Source organism: Mesorhizobium sp. CNPSo 4688, from assembly GCF_057784295.1.
The window spans coordinates 365,419-384,627 of sequence record NZ_JBWLUY010000003.1; the positions used below are offsets into that span (position 1 = coordinate 365,419).

Genomic DNA, 19,209 nt, shown 5'->3' on the forward strand with positions numbered 1-19,209 from the left:
TGCCTATATCGAGCCGGTCAAGCCGGACCCTGCCATGACCGACGCCTCCTTCGACCTCGACGCCTATTTCGCCCGGATCAGTTATCGCGGTTCGATCGATGCGTCGTTCGACACGCTAAAGGCGCTGCACCGGCAGCACCCGCAAGCGATCCCCTTCGAGAACATGGATCCATTGCTGGGCATCGCGGTGAAGCTCGATCTCGCTTCGCTGCAGGACAAGATTTTCGCGCGCCGCCGTGGCGGCTACTGCTTCGAACACAATTTGATCCTCATGCATGCGCTGAAGGCGCTGGGCTTCGAGGTCAGCGGCCTCGCCGCGCGGGTTCTAAGGGGTCTGCCGGAGGACGCCGTCACCGCGCGCAGCCACATGCTGTTGCGGATCGAGCTCGACGGCCGAACCTACATTGCCGATGTCGGCTTTGGCGGCCTGACGATGACCGCGCCGCTGTTGTTCGAGCCGGGCCTCGAACAACAGACACCGCACGAAACATTCCGCATCATCGAGACGTCAGATCATTTTCGGGTACAAGCCAATGTCGGCGGCGACTGGCAGACACTCTACCGCTTCGACATGCAACCGGCCCATGAGGTCGATTATGCGGTCGCCAATTACTTCGTCTCGACCCATCCGACCTCGCATTTCCTGTCCTCCGTCGTTGCGGCGCGCGCCTTGCCCGACCGGCGCTACGCGCTGCGCAACGCCAGGCTGTCGACGCATCATGTCGGCGGCCGCAGCGAGCAACGCGAGATCGCGACGGCAGCTGAATTCGCCGACATTCTGGAAAGCCAGCTCGACATCATCATCCCCGACCGCGCCGCCTTCGAAACCAAGGTCAGGCAGCTGAACATTGTAAAGGCTTGAGGCCCATGACCGCTCTTTCCGTGCTCGACCTGTCGCCGATCGTCGAAGGCAGCAACGCCTCGCAGTCGCTGGCCAATTCGCTCGACCTTGCCCGCCATGCCGAGCGGCTCGGCTACAAGCGCTACTGGCTGGCCGAGCACCACAACATGCCGGGTATTGCCAGTGCGGCGACCGCGGTCGTCATCGCCCATGTCGCCGGCGGCACGAAGACGATCCGCGTCGGCGCCGGTGGCATTATGCTGCCCAACCATGCGCCGCTGGTGATCGCCGAGCAGTTCGGCACGCTGGCGGCACTGCACCCCGGCCGCATCGATCTCGGCCTCGGCCGCGCGCCCGGCACCGATATGGGCACGGCGCGTGCGCTGCGCCGCAACCTCGAGGCGTCAGACAATTTCCCCCAGGATGTCGTCGAGCTGATGGGGTATTTCCAGCCGGCCGAGGCAGGTCAGCGTATCCAGGCTGTGCCCGGCGAAGGCCAGAAGGTGCCGGTCTGGATTCTCGGCTCAAGCCTCTATGGCGCGCAGCTCGCCGCCATGCTTGGCCTGCCCTATGCCTTTGCTTCGCATTTCGCGCCGGCCGAGCTCGACCATGCGCTGGACATCTACCGCTCGCGCTTCCAGCCGTCTGAACAGCTGGACAAGCCCTATGTCATGCTCGGCCTCAACGTTTTCGCCGCGCCGACCGATGCCGAGGCAAAACTGCTGTTCACCTCGCTGCAGCAGGCCTTCGTCAACCTGCGCACCGGACGGCCGGGCCGCCTGCCGCCGCCGGTCGAGGGTTATGACCAGACGCTGGAGCCGATGGCCAAAACCATGCTCGGCCAGGCGCTATCCTGTGCCGTCGTCGGATCGCCCGAAACCGTCCGGCAAGGCATCGACGCCTTCGTGCGCCGCACCGGCGCCGACGAGCTGATGGTGACGGCGCAGATTTTCGACCATGCGGCGCGCGTGCGCTCGTTCGAAATCCTGGCCGAGGCGCACAAATCGCTGTCGCAAGCCGCGTGAGTCGCCAGTGAAGCTTTTGCGGGAGAGGCTCGTCTGCTAAGGGCAGACGCCTTCCTCAGCCAAGAGCGTTGCCGTGACCCATGACCTCGACCAGCGCATGCATTTCGCCATCGATCTGGCGCGACGCGCCGGCGAACTCGGCCTGAAATACTTCCGCGACCTCGAAAACCTGACCATCGAGAGCAAGGGCCACCAGGACCTGGTTTCCGATGGCGACCGCGAGGTCGAACTGTTCATCCGCGCGGCGATCGCCGCCGCCTATCCGCGGGATGGCATTGTTGGCGAGGAACATGCCGCGGTTGAGGGATCGACGGGCCATGTCTGGGTCATCGATCCGATCGATGGCACCGCCAACTTCGTGCGCGGTATTCCGGCCTGGTGTGTGGTCATCGCCTGCGCCAAGGATGGCGAGGCGGTCGTCGGCGTCATCCACGAGCCGTCGACAGGCGAGACTTTTCACGGCCGCCGCGGCGGCGGTGCCTTCGTCAACGGCCGGCCGATCAAGGCCAGCACCGCCGGCCTCGGGGAAGGATCGGTCGGCACCGGGCTGTCGAACCGCGCCGAAACCAGGCATGTCGCGGTGCTCGTCGGCCTGATTATGGCAGAAGGCGGCGTCTTCTTCCGCAATGCATCGGGCGCGCTGATGTTGGCCTATGCGGCATCCGGCCGGCTGCTCGGCTATGTCGAGGAACACATGAATGCCTGGGACTGCCTGGCCGGCATGCTTCTGATGGACGAGGCCGGCGGCATGGTGCTGAAGCCGGACCCGAAGACGGTGCTTGCCCACGGAACGCAGGTGATCGCCGGTGGCAAGCATGTGTTCCCGAAGCTGCAGGCGCTGTGCGCGCAGGCTTTCGGAGCGGCGCCTGCCGGTATTGCGCAGCGATAGGCCACTGTTCAACACATAGGCTGTGGGTTAAAAGCGGATAGGCATTCAGGGGATGCACTATTGCCGGAAAAGGCAATTCCATCGGTTCAAGGGCTTGCCGATGAACATGCATAACACCATCCGGCCAGACCGAACGGCGTTGGGCAGCGGGTCGGCGCAGGCGATCGCCGGCATCTTTGCGCAAGAATTGCAGCTGGCCTCGGTCGGCCTCGACGACAATTTCTTCGATCTCGGCGGCGATTCGCTGGCTGCCGAAACTCTTGTGCTTGCGGTGCAGAGCCGGTTCGGCGTGAAGCTGCAGACCTCGGCGCTGCTCGAAGCGCCGACGCCGCGCGAATTCGGCAGGCTGGTCGCGTTGCAATTGCCCGAGCACCCGGCGCGGCGGCTGGCGGTGCAGGTTTCCGGCAGCCACGGCCAGGAGCCGATCGCCATGATCCATGGCATTTCCGGTTCGGCGCTGTTTGCCAACCGTTTCGGCAAGGCGCTGAAGCAGCGCTATTCCGTCATCGCCGTGCGCGGCATGGGCCTCGAGCCCGGCGAGACACCCTATGACAGCGTCGAGGAGATCAGTGCCAATTATTTCGACGGGTTGAGCTCGGCCACCGGCCAGCATCCGCGTGTCATCGGCGGCATCTGCCTTGGCGGGCTGCTGGCGATCGAAGTCGGGCGGCTGACCTTCAAGGCGACCGGCGAGCGGCCGGCTTTGCTGCTGATCGACCCGCCGCCGCTGGGTTCGGCCTGGCTGAAGCCGATGGCGGACAACCGCATGACCGCACAAAGGCGGCGCCAGATCACCCGCAAGGTCGTCTATTGGCGACTGCTGCGCGACACGCTGGCAGCGGTCGGGCTTGGGCAGTCCAGGCTTGGGCGTCACACCAGGCAGAAGGCCTTCAAGAGCATGCTGGTGCGCGCTGCCGCGGGTTTTTCACCGTCTTCCTACCCTTGCGACATACTCGTCGTCGCCAGCTCGGAATGGAGCGCCACCACGGTCGAGCAGTACAAAGACTGGGCGAGCGAGAACACGCGGGTGGAAACGGTCGTCATGCCGGGCACCCATGACAAGTTCCGGGCCGCCAACATGGACGCGATCGACGCTGCGATCATGGCCTTCCTCGACGCCAGGCGCGCGCCGGCCGGAATGCCGGTCCGCTAGATGGGTTTCGGCCGCGACGTACTGGCTGCCTTCGCCGGCCATGGCGACCGCGTGGCAATGGTCAGTGGCCGCGACCAGATCACCTATGCGCAAGCGCTGACCCAGATCGACCATCTCGCCGCCAATTTCAGCGCGCTCGGTATTCGTTCAGGCGATCGCGTCGGCCTGGCCATGATCGGCAACATCGACGTCGTGCTGTCGATCCTGGCCTGCTGGAAGCTCGGCGCCACGGTTTCGATTACCGACTTTCGCGCGCCGCGCAGCCAGCGGGCGCAGTTTGCGCGCGATTTCGTCCTGACGCTGATCCTCGAAAGCCGCAGCCCACCCGGGGACGATGTCTATCCAGGCGTCGCTTTCCAGGATGACTGGAAACACGCCTCGCCTGCGCCTTATGCCAGCCAGGCCGGCGACGACACCAATCCGGCCTTCCTGATGTTCTCGTCCGGCACCACCGGCGACCCGAAAGGCTATTTGCAGTCGCATGAGGCGCTTGCCGGACGCGTGACGTCGCACCGGCGCGGGCTGAACGGGACGGTCATGCGCCTTTTGACCCCGATGGTGATGTCCTATTCGGCGACGCGCCATCAAGTGTTCAGCTATCTGCGCCATGGCGGGACGATCAATTTCTTTCCGCCGCTATTCACGCCGTCCGAGTTGATCGAGGGACTGCTGTCGTTCCAGGCCAGCGGCTCGGCATTGCCGCCGCCGGTGATTACGCGGCTGGTGCGCGAAGTGGGCGAACGCTCGACCCGGCTGCTGCCGGACCTGGCGGTGCTTTTCAGCATCGGCGGACCGGCAACCGTCGAAGACAAGCTGGCCGCCTACCGCAACCTTTCACCGGGATATCGCATCAATTATGCGTCAAGCCTGACCGGCGGCATCACCACCCTGTCCGGCGCCGACGTGCTGGCCAAGCCCAGCACCGCCGGGCGTCCGTTCGCGGATGTGCGTGTCGAAATTCTCGATGCGGACGGGCGCATGCTCGGCAAGGGCGAGAGCGGACTGATCAAGGCCTGGACACCGACCATGGTTTCGGCGGTGGTGTCGGCAGGCAACAAGCCGTTTGTCGACCCCAAGGTGATGGGCGCCGGCTGGGGCATTCCCGGCGACATCGGCTTCCTCGACGAGGACGGCTTCCTGACCATTGTCGACCGTGAGGCCGACATGATCGTGCGCGGCGGCGTCAATGTCGCGCCGCAGGAACTGGAAAAGCTGATCCGCGCCCATCCCAAGGTCAGGGATGTTGCGGTCGCCGGCTTTCCCGACGCGACGATGGGCCAGGAGATCGCCGCCTTCATCGTCGCCGACCAGGCAAGCGTGGCCGAATTCGAGGCCTTCCTGCGCGCCAACATCTCGCCCGACCGGCGACCGCGCGAGGTCAGGCTGGTGAATTCGCTGCCGTACAGCGACAATGGCAAGCTGCTGCGCCGCCGCCTTGTCGAAACGCTGTCGCCGGCTGCCGCCAAACCGTAGGCTTTTACCTCAACAGGTTACTTCAACAGGTTTCTGGCAGCTTCAAAGACCGCCGGATCCGCCTTGAGCTATGGGAAGCGCCCGTACGAAATAAGGCTCGTCGCTTGCCACCTGCACGAGCGGCGGTTGTTCCTTAGAAGGCTTTGAAAAGACCGGTCAGCCAGGGCGCCGGCCAGGGCTGCGACGCCAGCAGATCGAACACCGCATAGATGCAAAGCGTCGTGCCCGCGGCGACAGCCAGCGCCACATGCAGTGACCGCGATCCGAGCATACAGATACCGCCGGCAACAAAGACGAAGGTGGCGGTGAGGTGGCCTGCCAACAGGACCAGAAAGGCGAGCGCCAGGCAGAGGCCAAGCACGGTGAGATTGCCCTTCATCGCCGGACCGTCGGAAGGCTGCCATTCGCCGGCCGGCTTTACATCTGCGCCGCTGGCAGGCACCGGCTTTCGCCAGCGCAGCACGGTCTGGATAGTCGTCAACAACGAAAACAGCGCCAGAAGGCCGGCCGTGATGGCCGGGAAGATGGCGGCCTCGAAAGGGAAATCGAGCAATGCCGTGACCAGAGCCGCGACGCCAAGCAGCGTCAGCGCACCGCTGGCGGCGATATCGGGCAACGCCGGCGGCAAGGCGTCGGCATTGCCCCGGGCCTTGATCCAGGACACGGTCTGCCTGACCACGCCGGCAATGGCGAGGCCGAGCAGGATGAGCACCAGCGGCTGTTTCAGCCAGGCCCAGCCGGAAATCTGGTAGGCGAGGAAGAAATAGTTTTCGAGGCTGGGGCCGAGCACGAAGCCGAGCGAAAAGGCCGAGCGCGGCCAGTTGAGCTCCTTCATTGCCATGCCGACCGCGCCGACCAGCATCACCAGCAGGAAGTCGAAGGCACTCATATTGGTCTGGTAGGCGCCGACGACGATGAAGGTGACCACCAGCGGCACCAGGATCGCTGCCGACACTTGCGCGATGCGCGCCAGTTGCCTGGTCAGAAGCAGGCAGGTGACGGCGCCGACGATGTTGGCGACGGCGATCGACAGCACCATCGAAACGGTGATCGCGGCGTTCTTGCCCAGCATGTCGGGGCCGGGGACAAGGCCGTGGATGACGAAGGCGCCGAGCAGGATGCTCATCGAAGCCGATCCCGGCACGCCGAAGGCGATGGTCGGGATGAGCGAGCCACCCTCCTTGGCGTTGTTGGCGCTTTCCGGCGCGATGACGCCACGCACATTGCCCTGGCCGAATTTCGGCCCGGGACCCGGCCGGCGCGAGGCATGGCCATAGGCGATCCAGTCAAGCACGGCGATGCCGATGCCGGGCACGGCGCCGAGCAGCGAGCCGATGGCGCTACAACGCAGCACCAGCGGCCATTCACGCAGCGTATCCCTGATGCCTTGCCACATGCCGGCATAGGTCGGCCGCTCGGTGTTGCCCTGGATCGAGCCGCGCATGAGCAGCGAGGCCAGTTCGGGCAGGCCGAACAGTCCGAGGAAGACCAACGAGATCGGCAAGCCGTCCCAGAGGTAGATCTGGCCGAAACTCCAGCGTTCGACGCCGGCAATGCTGTCGATGCCGATGAAGGAGGCGAGCATGCCGAGCATCGCCGCCGCTAGCCCCTTCAAGGGTTGGCTGCCGGCGAGGATGGCGACGATGGAGAGGCCGAAGGCGCAAATGGCGAAGAAATCCGGCGTCTTGAGGTAGAGCACCAGCGGCCGCATGACGGGAATTGCCGCCGCCAGCACCAGCGCGCCGAACACGCCGCCGATCATCGAGGCCGAATAGGAGGCGCCGAAGGCGCGTGCCGCTTCGCCCTTCTTGGCCATGGCATGGCCGTCAAGCACAGTTGCCGCGGCACCGACCGAGCCCGGAACGCCGAACAGGATGGCCGGAATGGTGTCCGACGTGGTGGTGACCGAACCCATGCCGAGCAGCAGCGCGAAGGCGGCAAAGGGGTCCATATTGTAGGTCATCGGGATCAGCAGGGCCATGGCGAACAGGCCGCCAACGCCCGGCACGACACCGACGACGAGGCCGGCGAACACGCCGGTGACCAGCATGAGCATGCGAAATGGCTGCGCCATCTCCGCAATGGCGGTAAGGATCAGATCCACATTGGGCCTATTTCACGAGTTCCCGGGCAGCTGCGAAGACCGCAGGCGTGGCTTTCAGCTCTTGCGCGACCAGCTGGCTGATCGCTTCGCCGGATGTCGGGGTGAGGGTGAGGTCGCCAAGCTTCGTGGCATCGGCGAGAAAATCGGCGTCCACGACCATCGCGGAATAGGCCTTGCGCAGCGCGTCGACGGTCTCTTTCGGCACGCCGGGCGGGGCGACGAGCGGATGGTGGATGTGCAGCGCCGATTCGATGAGATCGGCCGCCTGACGTGCCGTCGGGTCGGCGATGGTTGCCGAAATGCTCGGCGTCGCGCCGGAACCGCCCTGCCCGAACGTGCCTATAATGTTGATCGCGGCGCGATCGCTCCTGAGCAGGGAGCTCGATACCCCGCACATGCCGGCGATCTCGCCGCGTTGCATGGCGAGTTCGATATCGGCGGTGCCGTCGAAACCGGTGACGATCTTGTATCTGGCCTTCATGCCATTCTTGGCCAGTGCGGCGAAGATGTAGGTCGTGCTGTTCTTGCCTGTCGCTCCGATCAGGAAATCCGACTGCAGGAACTTTTCCATCGTGTCGATGCCGGATTGCTTGCTGGTCAGGCAATAGGCTGGATCATCGACCAGCGAACCGATCCACTGCAAGGCAAGCGGGTCGAAATTCGCGTTTTCGGGATCAAGGATCGGGGCGTAGAACATCGCCTCGCTGATCGAGGCGATGACGCTGCCGTCGGCCGGTTCGCTGCCCACGAGCATCTTGGTGAGCTTGAGGCTGCCGCCGCCCGGCACATTCTGCACAATGATGTTGGGCTGCCCGGGCAGAAACCGGCCGAGATGGCGCGCAATCAGCCTCGAAGTCTGGTCATAGCCGCCACCCGCGCCATAACCGACCTTGATGGTGATTGTCTGGAATTCCACTGCCTGGGCCGGCGGGCAAGTGACCCATGAAAGGCTGGCAACGGCAAAAAGGGCGAGCAATCGCGCAAAAATCCAACGCATTATCCAATCCCCAAATGATACGGCACTATAGCTGCGGCAAAAACGATGAGAAGCGGCCTTTTCGTCCATAATGCTGCCCGCTCGACCGCCTCCGCCCGACGGAGGGTCGATTTGGCGCAAGGAGACGCATCGTGGACGCCTTGCGCAGAATGCTTGCGCCCGATGCCGCCTGTTCTTATATACGCGCCAAGCCGCCCAGCGCCGGAATGCCGGTAGCCGGGGCGGAATTTCTTGTGAACAGGGGCTTTCGTCGGAACGCCTTACGGGTCCTGAGAGCCTGCTTAGAGGAGAGACTAGAAAAATGGCAAAAGTAATCGGTATCGATCTCGGCACAACCAACTCCTGCATCGCCATCATGGATGGCAAGGAGCCCAAGGTGATTGAGAATGCGGAAGGCGCGCGCACGACGCCTTCCATCGTCGCCATCTCGGGCGACGGCGAACGTCTCGTCGGCCAGCCGGCCAAGCGCCAGGCGGTCACCAATCCTGAAAACACCATCTTCGCGGTCAAGCGCCTGATCGGCCGCCGCTATGACGATCCGGTGACGGAGAAGGACAAGAAGCTTGTCCCCTACAAGATCGTCAAGGGCGACAATGGCGATGCCTGGGTCGAAGCCGGCGGCAAGAAGCAGTCGCCCTCGCAGATCTCGGCCATGATCCTGCAGAAGATGAAAGAAACGGCGGAAGCCTATCTCGGCGAGAAGGTCGAGAAGGCGGTCATCACCGTTCCGGCCTATTTCAACGACGCCCAGCGCCAGGCCACCAAGGACGCCGGCAAGATCGCCGGCCTGGAAGTGCTGCGCATCATCAACGAGCCGACGGCAGCCGCGCTCGCCTACGGCCTCGACAAGAAGGATGGCAAGACCATTGCCGTCTACGACCTTGGCGGCGGTACGTTCGACATTTCGGTGCTTGAGATCGGCGACGGCGTGTTTGAGGTGAAGTCGACCAATGGCGACACCTTCCTCGGCGGCGAGGATTTCGACATGCGTCTCGTCGAATATCTGGCGGCCGAGTTCAAGAAGGAACAGGGCATCGACCTGAAGAACGACAAGCTTGCCTTGCAGCGCCTCAAGGAGGCAGCTGAAAAGGCCAAGATCGAGCTGTCGTCGACGACGCAGACCGAGATCAACCTGCCCTTCATCACCGCCGACGCGACCGGGCCCAAGCACCTGACGCTGAAGCTGACCCGCGCCAAGTTCGAAAGCCTGGTCGAGGATCTCGTCCAGCGCACCATCGATCCCTGCAAGGCGGCGCTCAAGGATGCCGGCCTGAAGGCCGGCGAGATCGACGAGGTCGTCCTGGTCGGCGGCATGACCCGCATGCCCAAGATCCAGGAGATCGTGAAGCAGTTCTTCGGCAAGGAGCCCCACAAGGGCGTCAACCCGGATGAGGTCGTCGCACTCGGCGCCGCAATTCAGGCCGGCGTGCTGCAGGGCGACGTCAAGGACGTGCTTCTGCTCGACGTGACGCCTCTGTCGCTCGGCATCGAGACGCTGGGTGGCGTGTTCACGCGGCTGATCGAGCGCAACACGACGATCCCGACCAAGAAAAGCCAGGTGTTCTCGACGGCCGAGGATTCGCAGTCGGCCGTGACCATCCGGGTCTTCCAGGGTGAGCGCGAGATGGCCGCCGACAACAAGGCGCTCGGCCAGTTCGACCTGGTCGGCATCCCGCCGGCCCCGCGCGGCGTGCCGCAGATCGAGGTCACCTTCGACATCGACGCCAACGGCATCGTCAACGTCTCCGCCAAGGACAAGGGCACCGGCAAGGAGCACCAGATCCGCATCCAGGCATCGGGTGGTCTTTCGGACGCCGACATCGAGAAGATGGTCAAGGACGCCGAGGCCAATGCCGAGACCGACAAGAAGCGTCGCGCCGTGGTCGAGGCCCGCAACCAGGCCGAGGCGCTGGTGCATTCGTCCGAGAAGTCGCTGAAGGAATATGGCGACAAGGTTTCGGAAACCGAGCGCACGGCGATATCGGATGCGATCGCGGCGCTGAAGACCGCCGCGGAGGGCGACGACGCGGCCGATATCGAGGCCAAGTCGCAGACGCTTGCCGAAGCTTCGATGAAGCTTGGCCAGGCCATGTACGAAGCCTCGCAGAAGGAAGCGGCGGAAGCCGACGCCAAGGCGGACGCCGCCAAGGATAGCGACGTGGTGGACGCCGATTTCGAAGAAATCGACGAAGACGACGACAAGAAGAAGTCGGCCTGAACCGGTTGACGGCAAGATAAAGCGCATGACCCCAAAATCGGAATCGATTTTGGAAAGGATCATGCGCCAATCAAAAGTGCTACAGCGTCCTTTGCGCGTCCGAGAGGACGCGCGGCGCTGTAGGAAGCCCGGCGCAAAGCCGGGCTTTTTTGCAACCCTCGCTGAAAAAAGTGCGGGTCCTGCCGAAAAAGTAGCCGAAAAACACAGACAAGTCCGCGCCGGCCCTAGCATCCGGGCAGCACCGCTCCTAAATCGAGACAACGTGCCGGCAAACGACGCGACATGCATCAAGACGTTGAGCATCCGGACTGCGGGAAAAGATGAAAGCTGATTTCTACGAAACGCTGGGCGTACAAAAGGGCGCGGACGACAGGGAGCTCAAGAGCGCTTTCCGCAAGCTCGCCATGCAGTTCCATCCCGACCGCAACCCCGGCGATCATTCCTGCGAGCACAAATTCAAGGAAATCAACGAAGCCTACGAGACGCTGAAGGACCCGCAGAAGCGCGCGGCCTACGATCGTTTCGGTCACGCCGCCTTCGAGCAGGGCGGCATGAATGGTGGGGCGCAAGGCTTTGGCGCCGGCGGCTTCGCCGACATTTTCGAAGACATTTTCGGCGACATGATGGGCGGGCGCCAGCGCCGCTCGTCCGGCGGCCGCGAGCGCGGCGCCGATTTGCGCTACAATATGGAAATCACGCTGGAAGAGGCGTTTGCCGGCAAGACCGCGCAGATTCGCGTGCCGGCCTCGATCTCATGCACGGAATGTTCCGGGACCGGCGCCAAGCCCGGTACCCAGCCGGTCACCTGCTCGATGTGCCATGGCCACGGCAAGGTGCGGGCAACGCAGGGTTTCTTCTCGATCGAGCGCACCTGCCCACAATGCCAGGGCCGCGGCCAGACGATCAAGGACCCGTGCCCGAAATGCGCCGGCCAGGGCCGCGTCACCGAGGAACGCTCGCTGTCGGTCAACATCCCGGCCGGCATAGAGGACGGCACCCGCATCCGGCTTGCCAACGAGGGCGAGGCCGGTTTGCGCAGCGGCCCCTCGGGCGACCTCTATATTTTCCTGGCGGTGAAGCCGCACGAATTCTTCCAGCGCGACGGCGCCGACCTTTACTGCAAGGTGCCGATCTCGATGACCACGGCAGCGCTCGGCGGCTCCTTCGAGGTAACCACGCTGGACGGCAGCCAGACCAAGGTGAAAGTGACCGAGGGCACCCAGAACGGCCGCCAGTTCCGTCTCAAGGGCAAGGGCATGCCGGTGCTGCGCCAGCCCAATGTCGGCGACCTCTACATCCAGACCGTGGTCGAGACGCCGCAGAACCTGTCGCGGCGCCAGCGGGAGCTGCTGGAAGAGTTCGAACAGCTGTCGTCAAAGGAAAACTCGCCCCAGTCGAGCGGTTTCTTCGCCCGCATGAAGGACTTTTTCGAATCCTTCAGCGAGCGCTGAGTGTCTCGTATGCAGCCGGTGCGGGTGACCGCGCCCGGGCGCTTCCCGAACGTCATCAACATCTTATGGCAGATCGCGCCTTGCCTTGGACCTGTTAGCTGCTAAGTAGCGTGCAGGGGGGTGGTTGAGGAGAACTTGCATGGCACGTGGTCCGGGATTGCGGAAAGCGCTGGCGGAAAAGTTCGACGACGAGCTCAAATTCTTCAAAGGCTGGATCGACAAGCCGAAGACGGTCGGCTCGATCGTGCCGACAAGCTCCATCACCGCCCGCAAGATGGCTTCGATCGTCAATCCGAAGTCCGGCCTGCCGGTGCTTGAAGTCGGCCCGGGCACAGGCGTCATCACCCGCGCCATCCTCGCCCAGGGCGTGAAGCCCGAAAATCTCTATGCGGTGGAATACTCCACCGAGTTCGTGCGCCACCTGCGCCAGCTCTATCCCGGTGTCAACGTCATCGAGGGCGACGCCTTCAATCTCAATGCGACGCTCGGCGACAAGCGGGACATGGTGTTCGATTCCGTCGTCTCGGGCGTGCCGCTGCTCAACTTCCCGGTCCCCCAGCGCATCGCCTATATCGAGAGCCTGCTCGACCGCATCCCGGTGGGACGGCCGATCGTACAGCTGACCTACGGGCCGCTGTCGCCGATCCCGCCCGGCCGCGGCGACTACACGGTCAAGCATTTCGATTTCATCTTCCGCAACATCCCGCCGACGCAGCTGTGGATCTACCGCCGCGAGGCGCATTGATTTGAGTGATCCTTGGCTGTACCTGTCCCGGGACAAGGTTGGCCAATGGCAGTGATTCCGAAAATCCTCGTCTTTGCCGGCTCGGTGCGCAGCGGCGCCTTCAGCGGCAGGACCGCCGATGTGGCGCAGAAGGAGCTGGCCATGCAGGGCGCCGAGGTGACCCGCATCTCGCTGGCCGACTATCCGCTGCCGATCCTGGACGAAGATCTCGAAAAGGAAAAAGGCGTCCCCGACAATGCCGTGAAGCTCGGCCGGCTGATCGCCGCCCATGACGGGCTGCTGATTGCGACGCCCGAATATAACGGCTCGATCCCGCCACTGCTCAAGAACACGATCGACTGGGTAAGCCGGGTGCGCACGGATAGTGGCCGCAATTTCAGGCCGTTTGCCGGCAAGGTCGCGGGCCTGTGCTCGTCTTCGAACGGACATTTCGCAGGGATACGCTGCATCAACCATCTGCGCGCCGTGCTGGTGCGCTGCCAGATGGAAGTGGTGACGCCGGAATGCTCGGTAGCCGATGGCGGCAGTGCCTTCGACGCCGACGGCAATTTCAGGGATGAGAGACTGAACAAATCGATGGAGCATCTATGCCGCACGCTGATCGAAACCTCGCATTTGCTGTCGACCCGGGCATGACCCACGCGCCGACCATGCATGCCCAATCCATGCAGGAAAGGCTGATCGTCGGCCTCGATGTGCCGACGGTGAAGGAGGCCGAAGAGGCGGTGCGCGCGCTCGACGGCGTCGTCTCCTTCTACAAGATCGGCTATCAACTGGCCTTCGCCGGCGGGCTAGACTTCGCCAGGGAGCTGGCCAGCGGCGGCACCAAGATCTTTCTCGACATGAAGCTGCTCGACATCGACCACACGGTGGCCAAGGGTGTCGAGAACATCGTGCGCATGGGCATGACCATGCTCACCATCCATGCCTATCCCAAGGCGATGCGTGCCGCGGTGGAAGCCGCCAAGGGCAGCGATCTCTGCCTGCTGGCGGTCAGCGTGCTGACCTCGATGGACGAGCAGGACGTGATCGACGCCGGCTATGAATACGATCCGCACACGCTGGTGCTGAGGCGAGCCGAACAGGCGCTGCATGCCGGCATGGGCGGCGTCGTCTGCTCGGCCGAGGAGGCGGAAGCGGTGCGCCGCATCGTCGGACCCGACCTGGCGGTGGTGACGCCCGGCATCCGGCCCAAGGGCAGCGACCATGGCGACCAGAAGCGCGTGGTGACGCCCGGCCAGGCAATCCGCAACGGCTCCAGCCATCTTGTTGTGGGCCGCCCGATCGTCGCTGCAAGCGACAGGCGTGCAGCAGCGGAGGCCATACTGGAAGAGATGCGCGCCGCCTGACATTTTTCGAACCAGGAGAAGAAGCATGCCAAAGGGATATTGGATCGCCCGCGTCGATGTGCGCGATGCTGAAGGCTACAAGGACTATGTCGCGGCGTCGAAGCTCGCCTTCGACCGCTTTGGCGCGAAATTCCTGGCGCGCGGCGGCGAGCACGAAAAGGCTGAGGGCCAGGGCCGGGCCCGCAATGTCATTATCGAATTCGAATCGCTCAGCGTGGCCCATGATTGCTACCACTCGCCGGAATACCAGCGCGCCGTCGCCATCCGCCAGAAGGTGGCCGACGGCGAGATCGTGCTGGTCGAGGGGGTCTAGAGCATTTCACCGTTTCACGGGAAACGGCGAACCGCTCTATCTCCTTGTTTTGACGCAATTCCGTACGAAAACCGCTCACACTTTTCCTGGAATTGCTCTAGCGCTTGAACCGGTTAGTGGCGGTTGCGGCCATCGCATCGGTCAGTGTCATGCCCCACTGTGTTCGGCAATAGGCACGGAAATCGAAGCAGGGTAGACCGGGGCAGACCTCGAACTCGATGAGGTGGACGTGATCGTCGGCCTCGACCCGGAAATCGATAGAGAACACGTCGCGCAGGCCAAGCCCGCTCATTAGTCGCTCGGCAATACGACGGATGGTTGCCGCGGCAGCCGGCTGGGCGTCGACGACCGGCTCCAGCACCGGTTCGCTGTAGAGCCCGGCTGCCTTGGCGGCCTCGCCGGTGTCGCCGTAAAGCGCCATCGAGTCAGCCATGGTCTGGAAATCGCCGCCGGAATCGACAAAGGCGATGCCGAGTGCTTCGGCGCCGGTGTCCGGCTCGAGGCCGAGAAAACTGGCGCGCACATTGCGGCCGGTGACATAGGGCTGGACGACGACATCGTCACGATAGGCGGCATAGACACGCCGGCTAAGCTCCAACGCGTGCTGCAGCTCGTGGCAGCGCGAATCCGGCCAGATGCCGACCTTGGAGCCGAGCCGGTTCGGCTTGACGAACCAGCCGGCGGCTGATGGCGGCGGCTCGGCCAGCCAGCGGCCGTCGCGGGCAAGGCCGGCCTGCGGCACCGGCAGGCCGAGCGCGCCGAGCACGGCGCCGGAACGGAACTTGTCCTGGCAGAGCGCGAACAGCGCATCGTCGGCGCCGACGGTTTTGAGCCCGTTCAGACGGGCAAGCGCGGGCGCAGCGGCGCCGCGGAAATAGGCTATGCCGTCGGTCAGCGTCCAGACCAGCGCCGTTTTCGGATCGGCTTTCGCCAGCGCTGCTGCCGCGTCGTCTAGCTCGACCGGCAGGAAGGCGAGGCTGCGTCGCTCGCAAGCTGCGGCAAGCTCATCGAATTCGGGCGCAAGGTCGGTCGACTGCGCCAGATAGGACGAAATTTCGAGCGCACGCTCGGCAGGAAACCCGTCGGCGACCAGCCGGTCGAAACAGGCCTTTTCCGGCTCATGGACGAGGATCAGGGTCGGCGTGTTTTGCGGCATCGGATGGTCGGCTCCCGGCGATAGAGGCTATTACCATCGCACGGCAGGCACCATCGGCTTGCGTGAAACCGACCGGGCCGGGCGGTTGCGTGACAACCGTCAACGAAGCACTGGCGCCTCTCAGGCGATCAGCACGCGCGGCTCGAAGCGGCCGTTGACGGGGATGTCGAGCAGGAAGGTCATGCCGGCCTGCGGGTCGAGCTTGCGTTGCTTGTCGTCCTTGCCCTTCCAGGCCGAGGTCACCGCCAACCGGTCGGCCTTGAAACCGACAAAGGCCGGGCAAGAGGACTGCGTCGCCGGCATCGGGATTTCGCGCAGCAGCGTGCCGTCGGGCGCATAAGCCTTGACCGCCTTGCCGCCCCAGACGGCGTTCCACAACACGCCGTCGCGGTCGACGACCGAGCCGTCGACATAGCCCTTCGAGGAGCGGTGGTCGACGAACACTTTCGATTCGCCAACCGGCAGGCCGGTCGCGGGGTCGCACGCGACGCGCATCAAAAGGCCGGTCGCGGTGTCGGTGTAGTAGGCGATCGTCCCATCCTGCGAGAAACAGATCGAGTTCGACACGGTGATGCCCGTGTAAAGTGTACGCAGCTCGCCTTTGAAGAACCAGTAGATCGAGCCGGCGCCCTTGCCCTCGTTTTTGGCCATGGTGCCGACCCAGAAGGCGCCGCAAGGGTGGACGCGCGAATCGTTGGAGCGCGTCAGCGCATTGTCGGCTTCGATCGGCGTGTGCAGCGTCAGCTTCCCGGTCGAGACATCGCGGACATGCAGGCCGGTCTCGGTGGCGATCAACTGGCGCTTGTCGTCGATGATGGCGATGGCGCTGGCCATCTGGCCGAGCTCATGGACTTTCAGCACACCTGAGGTGACGCCCTGCTCCAGCAACAGCCCGTTGACGATGTCGAACCAGAACAGCGTATCGGTGGCGGGATCGTAGCTCGGGCCCTCGCCGAGTTCGCAGATATGATCCGAGAAGACCGAAACCTTGTCCATCATGCCTCTCCGCCGAACGCCGCATCCCAGGCCGTCACCGCCGCCCGGGCGCGCGTGGCCACCTCGTCGACGCTCATGCCCGGCTTGAACAGGCTGGAACCGAGGCCGAAAGCGGTTACCCCAGCCGACTTGTAGCCGGCAAAGTCTTTCTCCGAAACGCCGCCAACGGCGCCGACCACCGTATCGGCCGGCAGCACGGCGCGCATCGCCGAGATGCCGCCAGCGCCGAGCACGCTTGCCGGGAAGAATTTCAGCGCCGAGGCGCCAAGCCGGATCGCCAGAAAAGCCTCGGTGGGCGTGAACACGCCGGGCATCGTCACCATGCCATGGTGCATGGCGCGGGCCATGACCTCGACATCGATGTTGGGGCTGACCAGCAGCCTGCCGCCGGCCTTGGCCAAGGCATCGACGTCGCCTGCCGTCAGCACGGTGCCGGCGCCGACCAGTGCCGTCTTGGGCAGCGCCGCGACAATGCTGGCGATCGACATAAACGGCTCCGGCGAATTGAGCGGCACTTCGATGGCTTCGATGCCGGCATCAAACAGCGCCTGGCCGATGGCGACAGCCTCGCCGGGCTTCAGCCCGCGCAGAATGGCAACGAGACCCCGCTTGAGCTTCGGGAAAGGTGCGGTCTGGATCACGCGCTCACTCCATTTCTGGCATCATGCCATTTTCCCGCGCGGCCTCGATCAGGCCGGCTCGCACCGCCTCGTCGGCGTCGACCGTCCGTACGGCAAGTCCGGCAAGGTCGAGCGCCTGCCTGTAGAGCGCCGCCAGCGAACCCGAGGCGACCAGCACGATTGCGGTGGCGCTTTCGCCATAACGGCGACCCGCTGAAGCGATCTCGCCGCCGATCAGCAGGCCGGACAGGCACGCGGCGGCGTCATCGGCGTTCAAGGCCTGCAGCAGCCCGGCGGCGCGGATCGAGAACAGCCGCGAGGTGACATCGCCGCCCTCGGCCAGCGCCTTACGGCACCAGTCCTGGAAGAATGGATTGTCCGAGGTCACTGGCTTCGGGGTCTCGCCCAGCGAATGGCGCAGGATCGAGTGAGTGGCCAGCACCGAGAACAGCTCGCCGGTCGGCCAGGTGCAGAAGCCATCGACCGCGCCGTCCTCGACCAGAACCCATTTCGAATGGGTGCCGGGCATGCAGACAAGATGGCGGCCATTAGCCGGCAAACCGGCACCGGCAAGCTGGGTTTCCTCACCGCGCATCACATCCGGCGCGTCTTCCATGCGCTGCGCCAGGCCAGGCACGATGCGGATGTCGCGGCTGAGGCCAGGAATGCGGGCGGCACCCGCGAGAATGGCTCCGATCGGCGTCGGCACGGTGACGTAGGGGGCTTCCAGCCAGCCCTGGCGCGAACCGGCCATGCCGCAGATGATGACCGGCAGTGTGTCAGGTGCGCCAAGCGCCGCCAGATGTCCCTCAAGGATGGTGGCAAAACCCTTTTGCTGCGCGGTGATCAGGCCGTCATCGCCGCGACGTTCGGCAAGCACCCCACCCGCCTCGTCGATCAGCCAGACCCGCATACGGGTCGTGCCCCAGTCGACGGCGGCGACTGCCGGGCCTTTGCCCGCTGCTGCCTGGCTTGCCGGGCTCACAGGAAACCTCCGTCGACGATCAGCATTTGCGCCGTCAGCATGCGCGAGGCGTCGGAAGCCAGGAACAGCACGGTGCCGACAATGTCGTCGGGCTGCATCACCTGCTTGATGCATTGCTTGGCGACATGGGCGGCGAGCCCCTGTTCGGTGACCCACAGTTCCCTTTGCCGCTCGGTGATCACCCAGCCCGGCGCAATCGCGTTGACGCGGATGCCATCGACGCCGAGCTTGCCGGCGAGGCCTTTGGTGAGACCGAGGATGCCGGCCTTGGCGGCGGTGTAGGCCGGCATGTCAGGATGGTTGATGAGATAGGAGGTCGAGGTGAAGTTGATGATCGAGCCGCCGCCGGCCCGCTTCATGCCCGGCGCCACCGCCTGCGCGGTGAAAAAATGCGGGCGCAGATTGACGGCGAGATTGTTGTCCCAGAACTCGACGGTGACTTCAGCGACATCGTGGCGCTCGTCCCACGCCGCATTGTTGACCAGCACGGTGACGTCGCCATGCACTTCTGCCGCCCGGGCAGCAGAGGCGCGCAACGCCTCGACATCGCGCAAATCGGTCTTGAGGTAGAGCGGCCGCCGGCCAAGTTCCTTTTCGACGCGGTCGGCAAGCAGCGTGCTTGGGCCATCGGCGATGTCGATAAAGGCGACATTGGCGCCCTGGCGAACAAAACCCTCGGTCAGCGCTGCACCGATGCCCGAACCGCCACCGGTGATCAGCACCGAGGCTCCCCTGAGGTCGGCAAAATCCGCCGATGGCATCATATTTTCTTACTCCGATCCGGTCGGCGCGCATCCTAGCCAGCCAAGTCCGGGGAGCAAGGGCGAAACCGGCGATTTGTTCGCCTTATGTCAGACAAAAAGACGCAAGCCGATGGGCAAAACCCGCTCGGCG

Annotated in this window: 18 protein-coding genes; 11 read left to right on the forward strand and 7 right to left on the reverse strand. The window is 64.3% G+C overall.

Features of this window, described 5'->3' with window-relative positions:
* The first annotated feature begins 34 nt into the window (after positions 1-34).
* The 5 genes from AC04SH_RS07460 to AC04SH_RS07480 all read left to right on the forward strand — a co-directional run bounded on the left by AC04SH_RS07460 (position 35) and on the right by AC04SH_RS07480 (position 5,381).
* Positions 35-862, forward strand: coding sequence for an arylamine N-acetyltransferase family protein (locus AC04SH_RS07460; protein ID WP_488574520.1), 828 nt, complete (start codon positions 35-37; stop codon positions 860-862).
* A gap of 5 nt (positions 863-867) precedes the next feature.
* A complete protein-coding gene (locus AC04SH_RS07465; protein ID WP_488574521.1) occupies positions 868-1,866 on the forward strand; it encodes an LLM class flavin-dependent oxidoreductase in 999 nt (332 codons plus the stop codon).
* Positions 1,867-1,939: 73 nt separating this feature from the next.
* Entirely contained in the window at positions 1,940-2,755 is an 816-nt protein-coding gene (locus tag AC04SH_RS07470; protein WP_488574522.1) for an inositol monophosphatase family protein, read from the forward strand.
* A gap of 100 nt (positions 2,756-2,855) precedes the next feature.
* Positions 2,856-3,908, forward strand: a complete 1,053-nt coding sequence (locus AC04SH_RS07475) for a thioesterase domain-containing protein (RefSeq protein WP_488574523.1) — start codon at positions 2,856-2,858, stop codon at positions 3,906-3,908.
* Positions 3,909-5,381: a class I adenylate-forming enzyme family protein gene (locus AC04SH_RS07480; RefSeq protein ID WP_488574524.1), complete on the forward strand. Its 1,473-nt coding sequence runs from the start codon at positions 3,909-3,911 to the stop codon at positions 5,379-5,381.
* Positions 5,382-5,514: 133 nt separating this feature from the next.
* On the opposite strand, the gene AC04SH_RS07485 is transcribed toward AC04SH_RS07480, so the two are convergent.
* Together AC04SH_RS07485 and AC04SH_RS07490 are read right to left on the reverse strand one after the other, a co-directional pair.
* Positions 5,515-7,485, reverse strand: a complete 1,971-nt coding sequence (locus tag AC04SH_RS07485; RefSeq protein ID WP_488574525.1) for a tripartite tricarboxylate transporter permease — start codon at positions 7,483-7,485, stop codon at positions 5,515-5,517.
* A 7-nt stretch (positions 7,486-7,492) separates the two neighbouring features.
* Positions 7,493-8,482 (reverse strand): Bug family tripartite tricarboxylate transporter substrate binding protein, encoded by a 990-nt coding sequence (locus tag AC04SH_RS07490; RefSeq protein ID WP_488574526.1) that lies wholly within the window; start codon positions 8,480-8,482, stop codon positions 7,493-7,495.
* Between the two features lie 301 nt (positions 8,483-8,783).
* Between AC04SH_RS07490 and dnaK the strand changes: the two genes are divergently transcribed.
* The 6 genes from dnaK (at position 8,784) to AC04SH_RS07520 (ending at position 14,558) form a co-directional block, all read left to right on the forward strand.
* Positions 8,784-10,700, forward strand: coding sequence for a molecular chaperone DnaK (gene dnaK, locus AC04SH_RS07495; protein ID WP_477232243.1), 1,917 nt, complete (start codon positions 8,784-8,786; stop codon positions 10,698-10,700).
* A gap of 320 nt (positions 10,701-11,020) precedes the next feature.
* On the forward strand, positions 11,021-12,151 hold the full coding sequence (dnaJ, locus tag AC04SH_RS07500; protein WP_488574527.1) for a molecular chaperone DnaJ: 1,131 nt from the start codon (positions 11,021-11,023) through the stop codon (positions 12,149-12,151).
* A 139-nt stretch (positions 12,152-12,290) separates the two neighbouring features.
* Complete coding sequence (pmtA, locus tag AC04SH_RS07505; protein ID WP_488574528.1) at positions 12,291-12,896, forward strand: phospholipid N-methyltransferase PmtA; 606 nt, start codon at positions 12,291-12,293, stop codon at positions 12,894-12,896.
* Positions 12,897-12,941: 45 nt separating this feature from the next.
* Positions 12,942-13,532 carry an NADPH-dependent FMN reductase gene (locus AC04SH_RS07510; RefSeq protein ID WP_488574529.1) on the forward strand — a complete coding sequence of 197 codons (591 nt, stop codon included), beginning with the start codon at positions 12,942-12,944 and terminating at the stop codon, positions 13,530-13,532.
* Positions 13,529-14,245, forward strand: coding sequence for an orotidine-5'-phosphate decarboxylase (pyrF, locus tag AC04SH_RS07515; protein ID WP_477232247.1), 717 nt, complete (start codon positions 13,529-13,531; stop codon positions 14,243-14,245). Before AC04SH_RS07510 ends, pyrF begins: the two co-directional genes overlap by 4 nt.
* Positions 14,246-14,270: 25 nt before the next feature.
* Positions 14,271-14,558, forward strand: a complete 288-nt coding sequence (locus AC04SH_RS07520; RefSeq protein WP_112559048.1) for a DUF1330 domain-containing protein — start codon at positions 14,271-14,273, stop codon at positions 14,556-14,558.
* A 97-nt stretch (positions 14,559-14,655) separates the two neighbouring features.
* Here AC04SH_RS07520 and AC04SH_RS07525 read toward each other — a convergent pair whose 3' ends face one another.
* The 5 genes from AC04SH_RS07525 to AC04SH_RS07545 form a co-directional block, all read right to left on the reverse strand.
* Positions 14,656-15,714, reverse strand: coding sequence for a D-alanine--D-alanine ligase family protein (locus tag AC04SH_RS07525; protein ID WP_488574530.1), 1,059 nt, complete (start codon positions 15,712-15,714; stop codon positions 14,656-14,658).
* A 120-nt stretch (positions 15,715-15,834) separates the two neighbouring features.
* Entirely contained in the window at positions 15,835-16,710 is an 876-nt protein-coding gene (locus AC04SH_RS07530) for an SMP-30/gluconolactonase/LRE family protein (protein WP_488574531.1), read from the reverse strand.
* Positions 16,710-17,351 (reverse strand): 2-dehydro-3-deoxy-6-phosphogalactonate aldolase, encoded by a 642-nt coding sequence (locus AC04SH_RS07535; RefSeq protein WP_488574532.1) that lies wholly within the window; start codon positions 17,349-17,351, stop codon positions 16,710-16,712. Before AC04SH_RS07535 ends, AC04SH_RS07530 begins: the two co-directional genes overlap by 1 nt.
* Positions 17,352-17,355: 4 nt before the next feature.
* Positions 17,356-18,243 (reverse strand): 2-dehydro-3-deoxygalactonokinase, encoded by an 888-nt coding sequence (locus AC04SH_RS07540; protein WP_488574636.1) that lies wholly within the window; start codon positions 18,241-18,243, stop codon positions 17,356-17,358.
* Between the two features lie 68 nt (positions 18,244-18,311).
* Complete coding sequence (locus tag AC04SH_RS07545) at positions 18,312-19,079, reverse strand: SDR family NAD(P)-dependent oxidoreductase (RefSeq protein WP_352557803.1); 768 nt, start codon at positions 19,077-19,079, stop codon at positions 18,312-18,314.
* Positions 19,080-19,209 lie beyond the last annotated feature (130 nt).

Excerpts from the sequence above, each read along its gene's own strand:
- AC04SH_RS07460 (WP_488574520.1), top strand. The coding sequence starts at position 35 with ATGACCGACGCCTCCTTCGACCTCGACGCCTATTTCGCCCGGATCAGT.
- AC04SH_RS07465 (WP_488574521.1), top strand. The coding sequence starts at position 868 with ATGACCGCTCTTTCCGTGCTCGACCTGTCGCCGATCGTCGAAGGCAGC.
- AC04SH_RS07475 (WP_488574523.1), top strand. The coding sequence starts at position 2,856 with ATGAACATGCATAACACCATCCGGCCAGACCGAACGGCGTTGGGCAGC.
- AC04SH_RS07480 (WP_488574524.1), top strand. The coding sequence starts at position 3,909 with ATGGGTTTCGGCCGCGACGTACTGGCTGCCTTCGCCGGCCATGGCGAC.
- AC04SH_RS07490 (WP_488574526.1), bottom strand. The coding sequence starts at position 8,482 with ATGCGTTGGATTTTTGCGCGATTGCTCGCCCTTTTTGCCGTTGCCAGC.
- dnaK (WP_477232243.1), top strand. The coding sequence starts at position 8,784 with ATGGCAAAAGTAATCGGTATCGATCTCGGCACAACCAACTCCTGCATC.
- dnaJ (WP_488574527.1), top strand. The coding sequence starts at position 11,021 with ATGAAAGCTGATTTCTACGAAACGCTGGGCGTACAAAAGGGCGCGGAC.
- pmtA (WP_488574528.1), top strand. The coding sequence starts at position 12,291 with ATGGCACGTGGTCCGGGATTGCGGAAAGCGCTGGCGGAAAAGTTCGAC.
- AC04SH_RS07510 (WP_488574529.1), top strand. The coding sequence starts at position 12,942 with ATGGCAGTGATTCCGAAAATCCTCGTCTTTGCCGGCTCGGTGCGCAGC.
- pyrF (WP_477232247.1), top strand. The coding sequence starts at position 13,529 with ATGACCCACGCGCCGACCATGCATGCCCAATCCATGCAGGAAAGGCTG.
- AC04SH_RS07520 (WP_112559048.1), top strand. The coding sequence starts at position 14,271 with ATGCCAAAGGGATATTGGATCGCCCGCGTCGATGTGCGCGATGCTGAA.
- AC04SH_RS07525 (WP_488574530.1), bottom strand. The coding sequence starts at position 15,714 with ATGCCGCAAAACACGCCGACCCTGATCCTCGTCCATGAGCCGGAAAAG.
- AC04SH_RS07530 (WP_488574531.1), bottom strand. The coding sequence starts at position 16,710 with ATGGACAAGGTTTCGGTCTTCTCGGATCATATCTGCGAACTCGGCGAG.
- AC04SH_RS07540 (WP_488574636.1), bottom strand. The coding sequence starts at position 18,243 with ATGCGGGTCTGGCTGATCGACGAGGCGGGTGGGGTGCTTGCCGAACGT.
- AC04SH_RS07545 (WP_352557803.1), bottom strand. The coding sequence starts at position 19,079 with ATGATGCCATCGGCGGATTTTGCCGACCTCAGGGGAGCCTCGGTGCTG.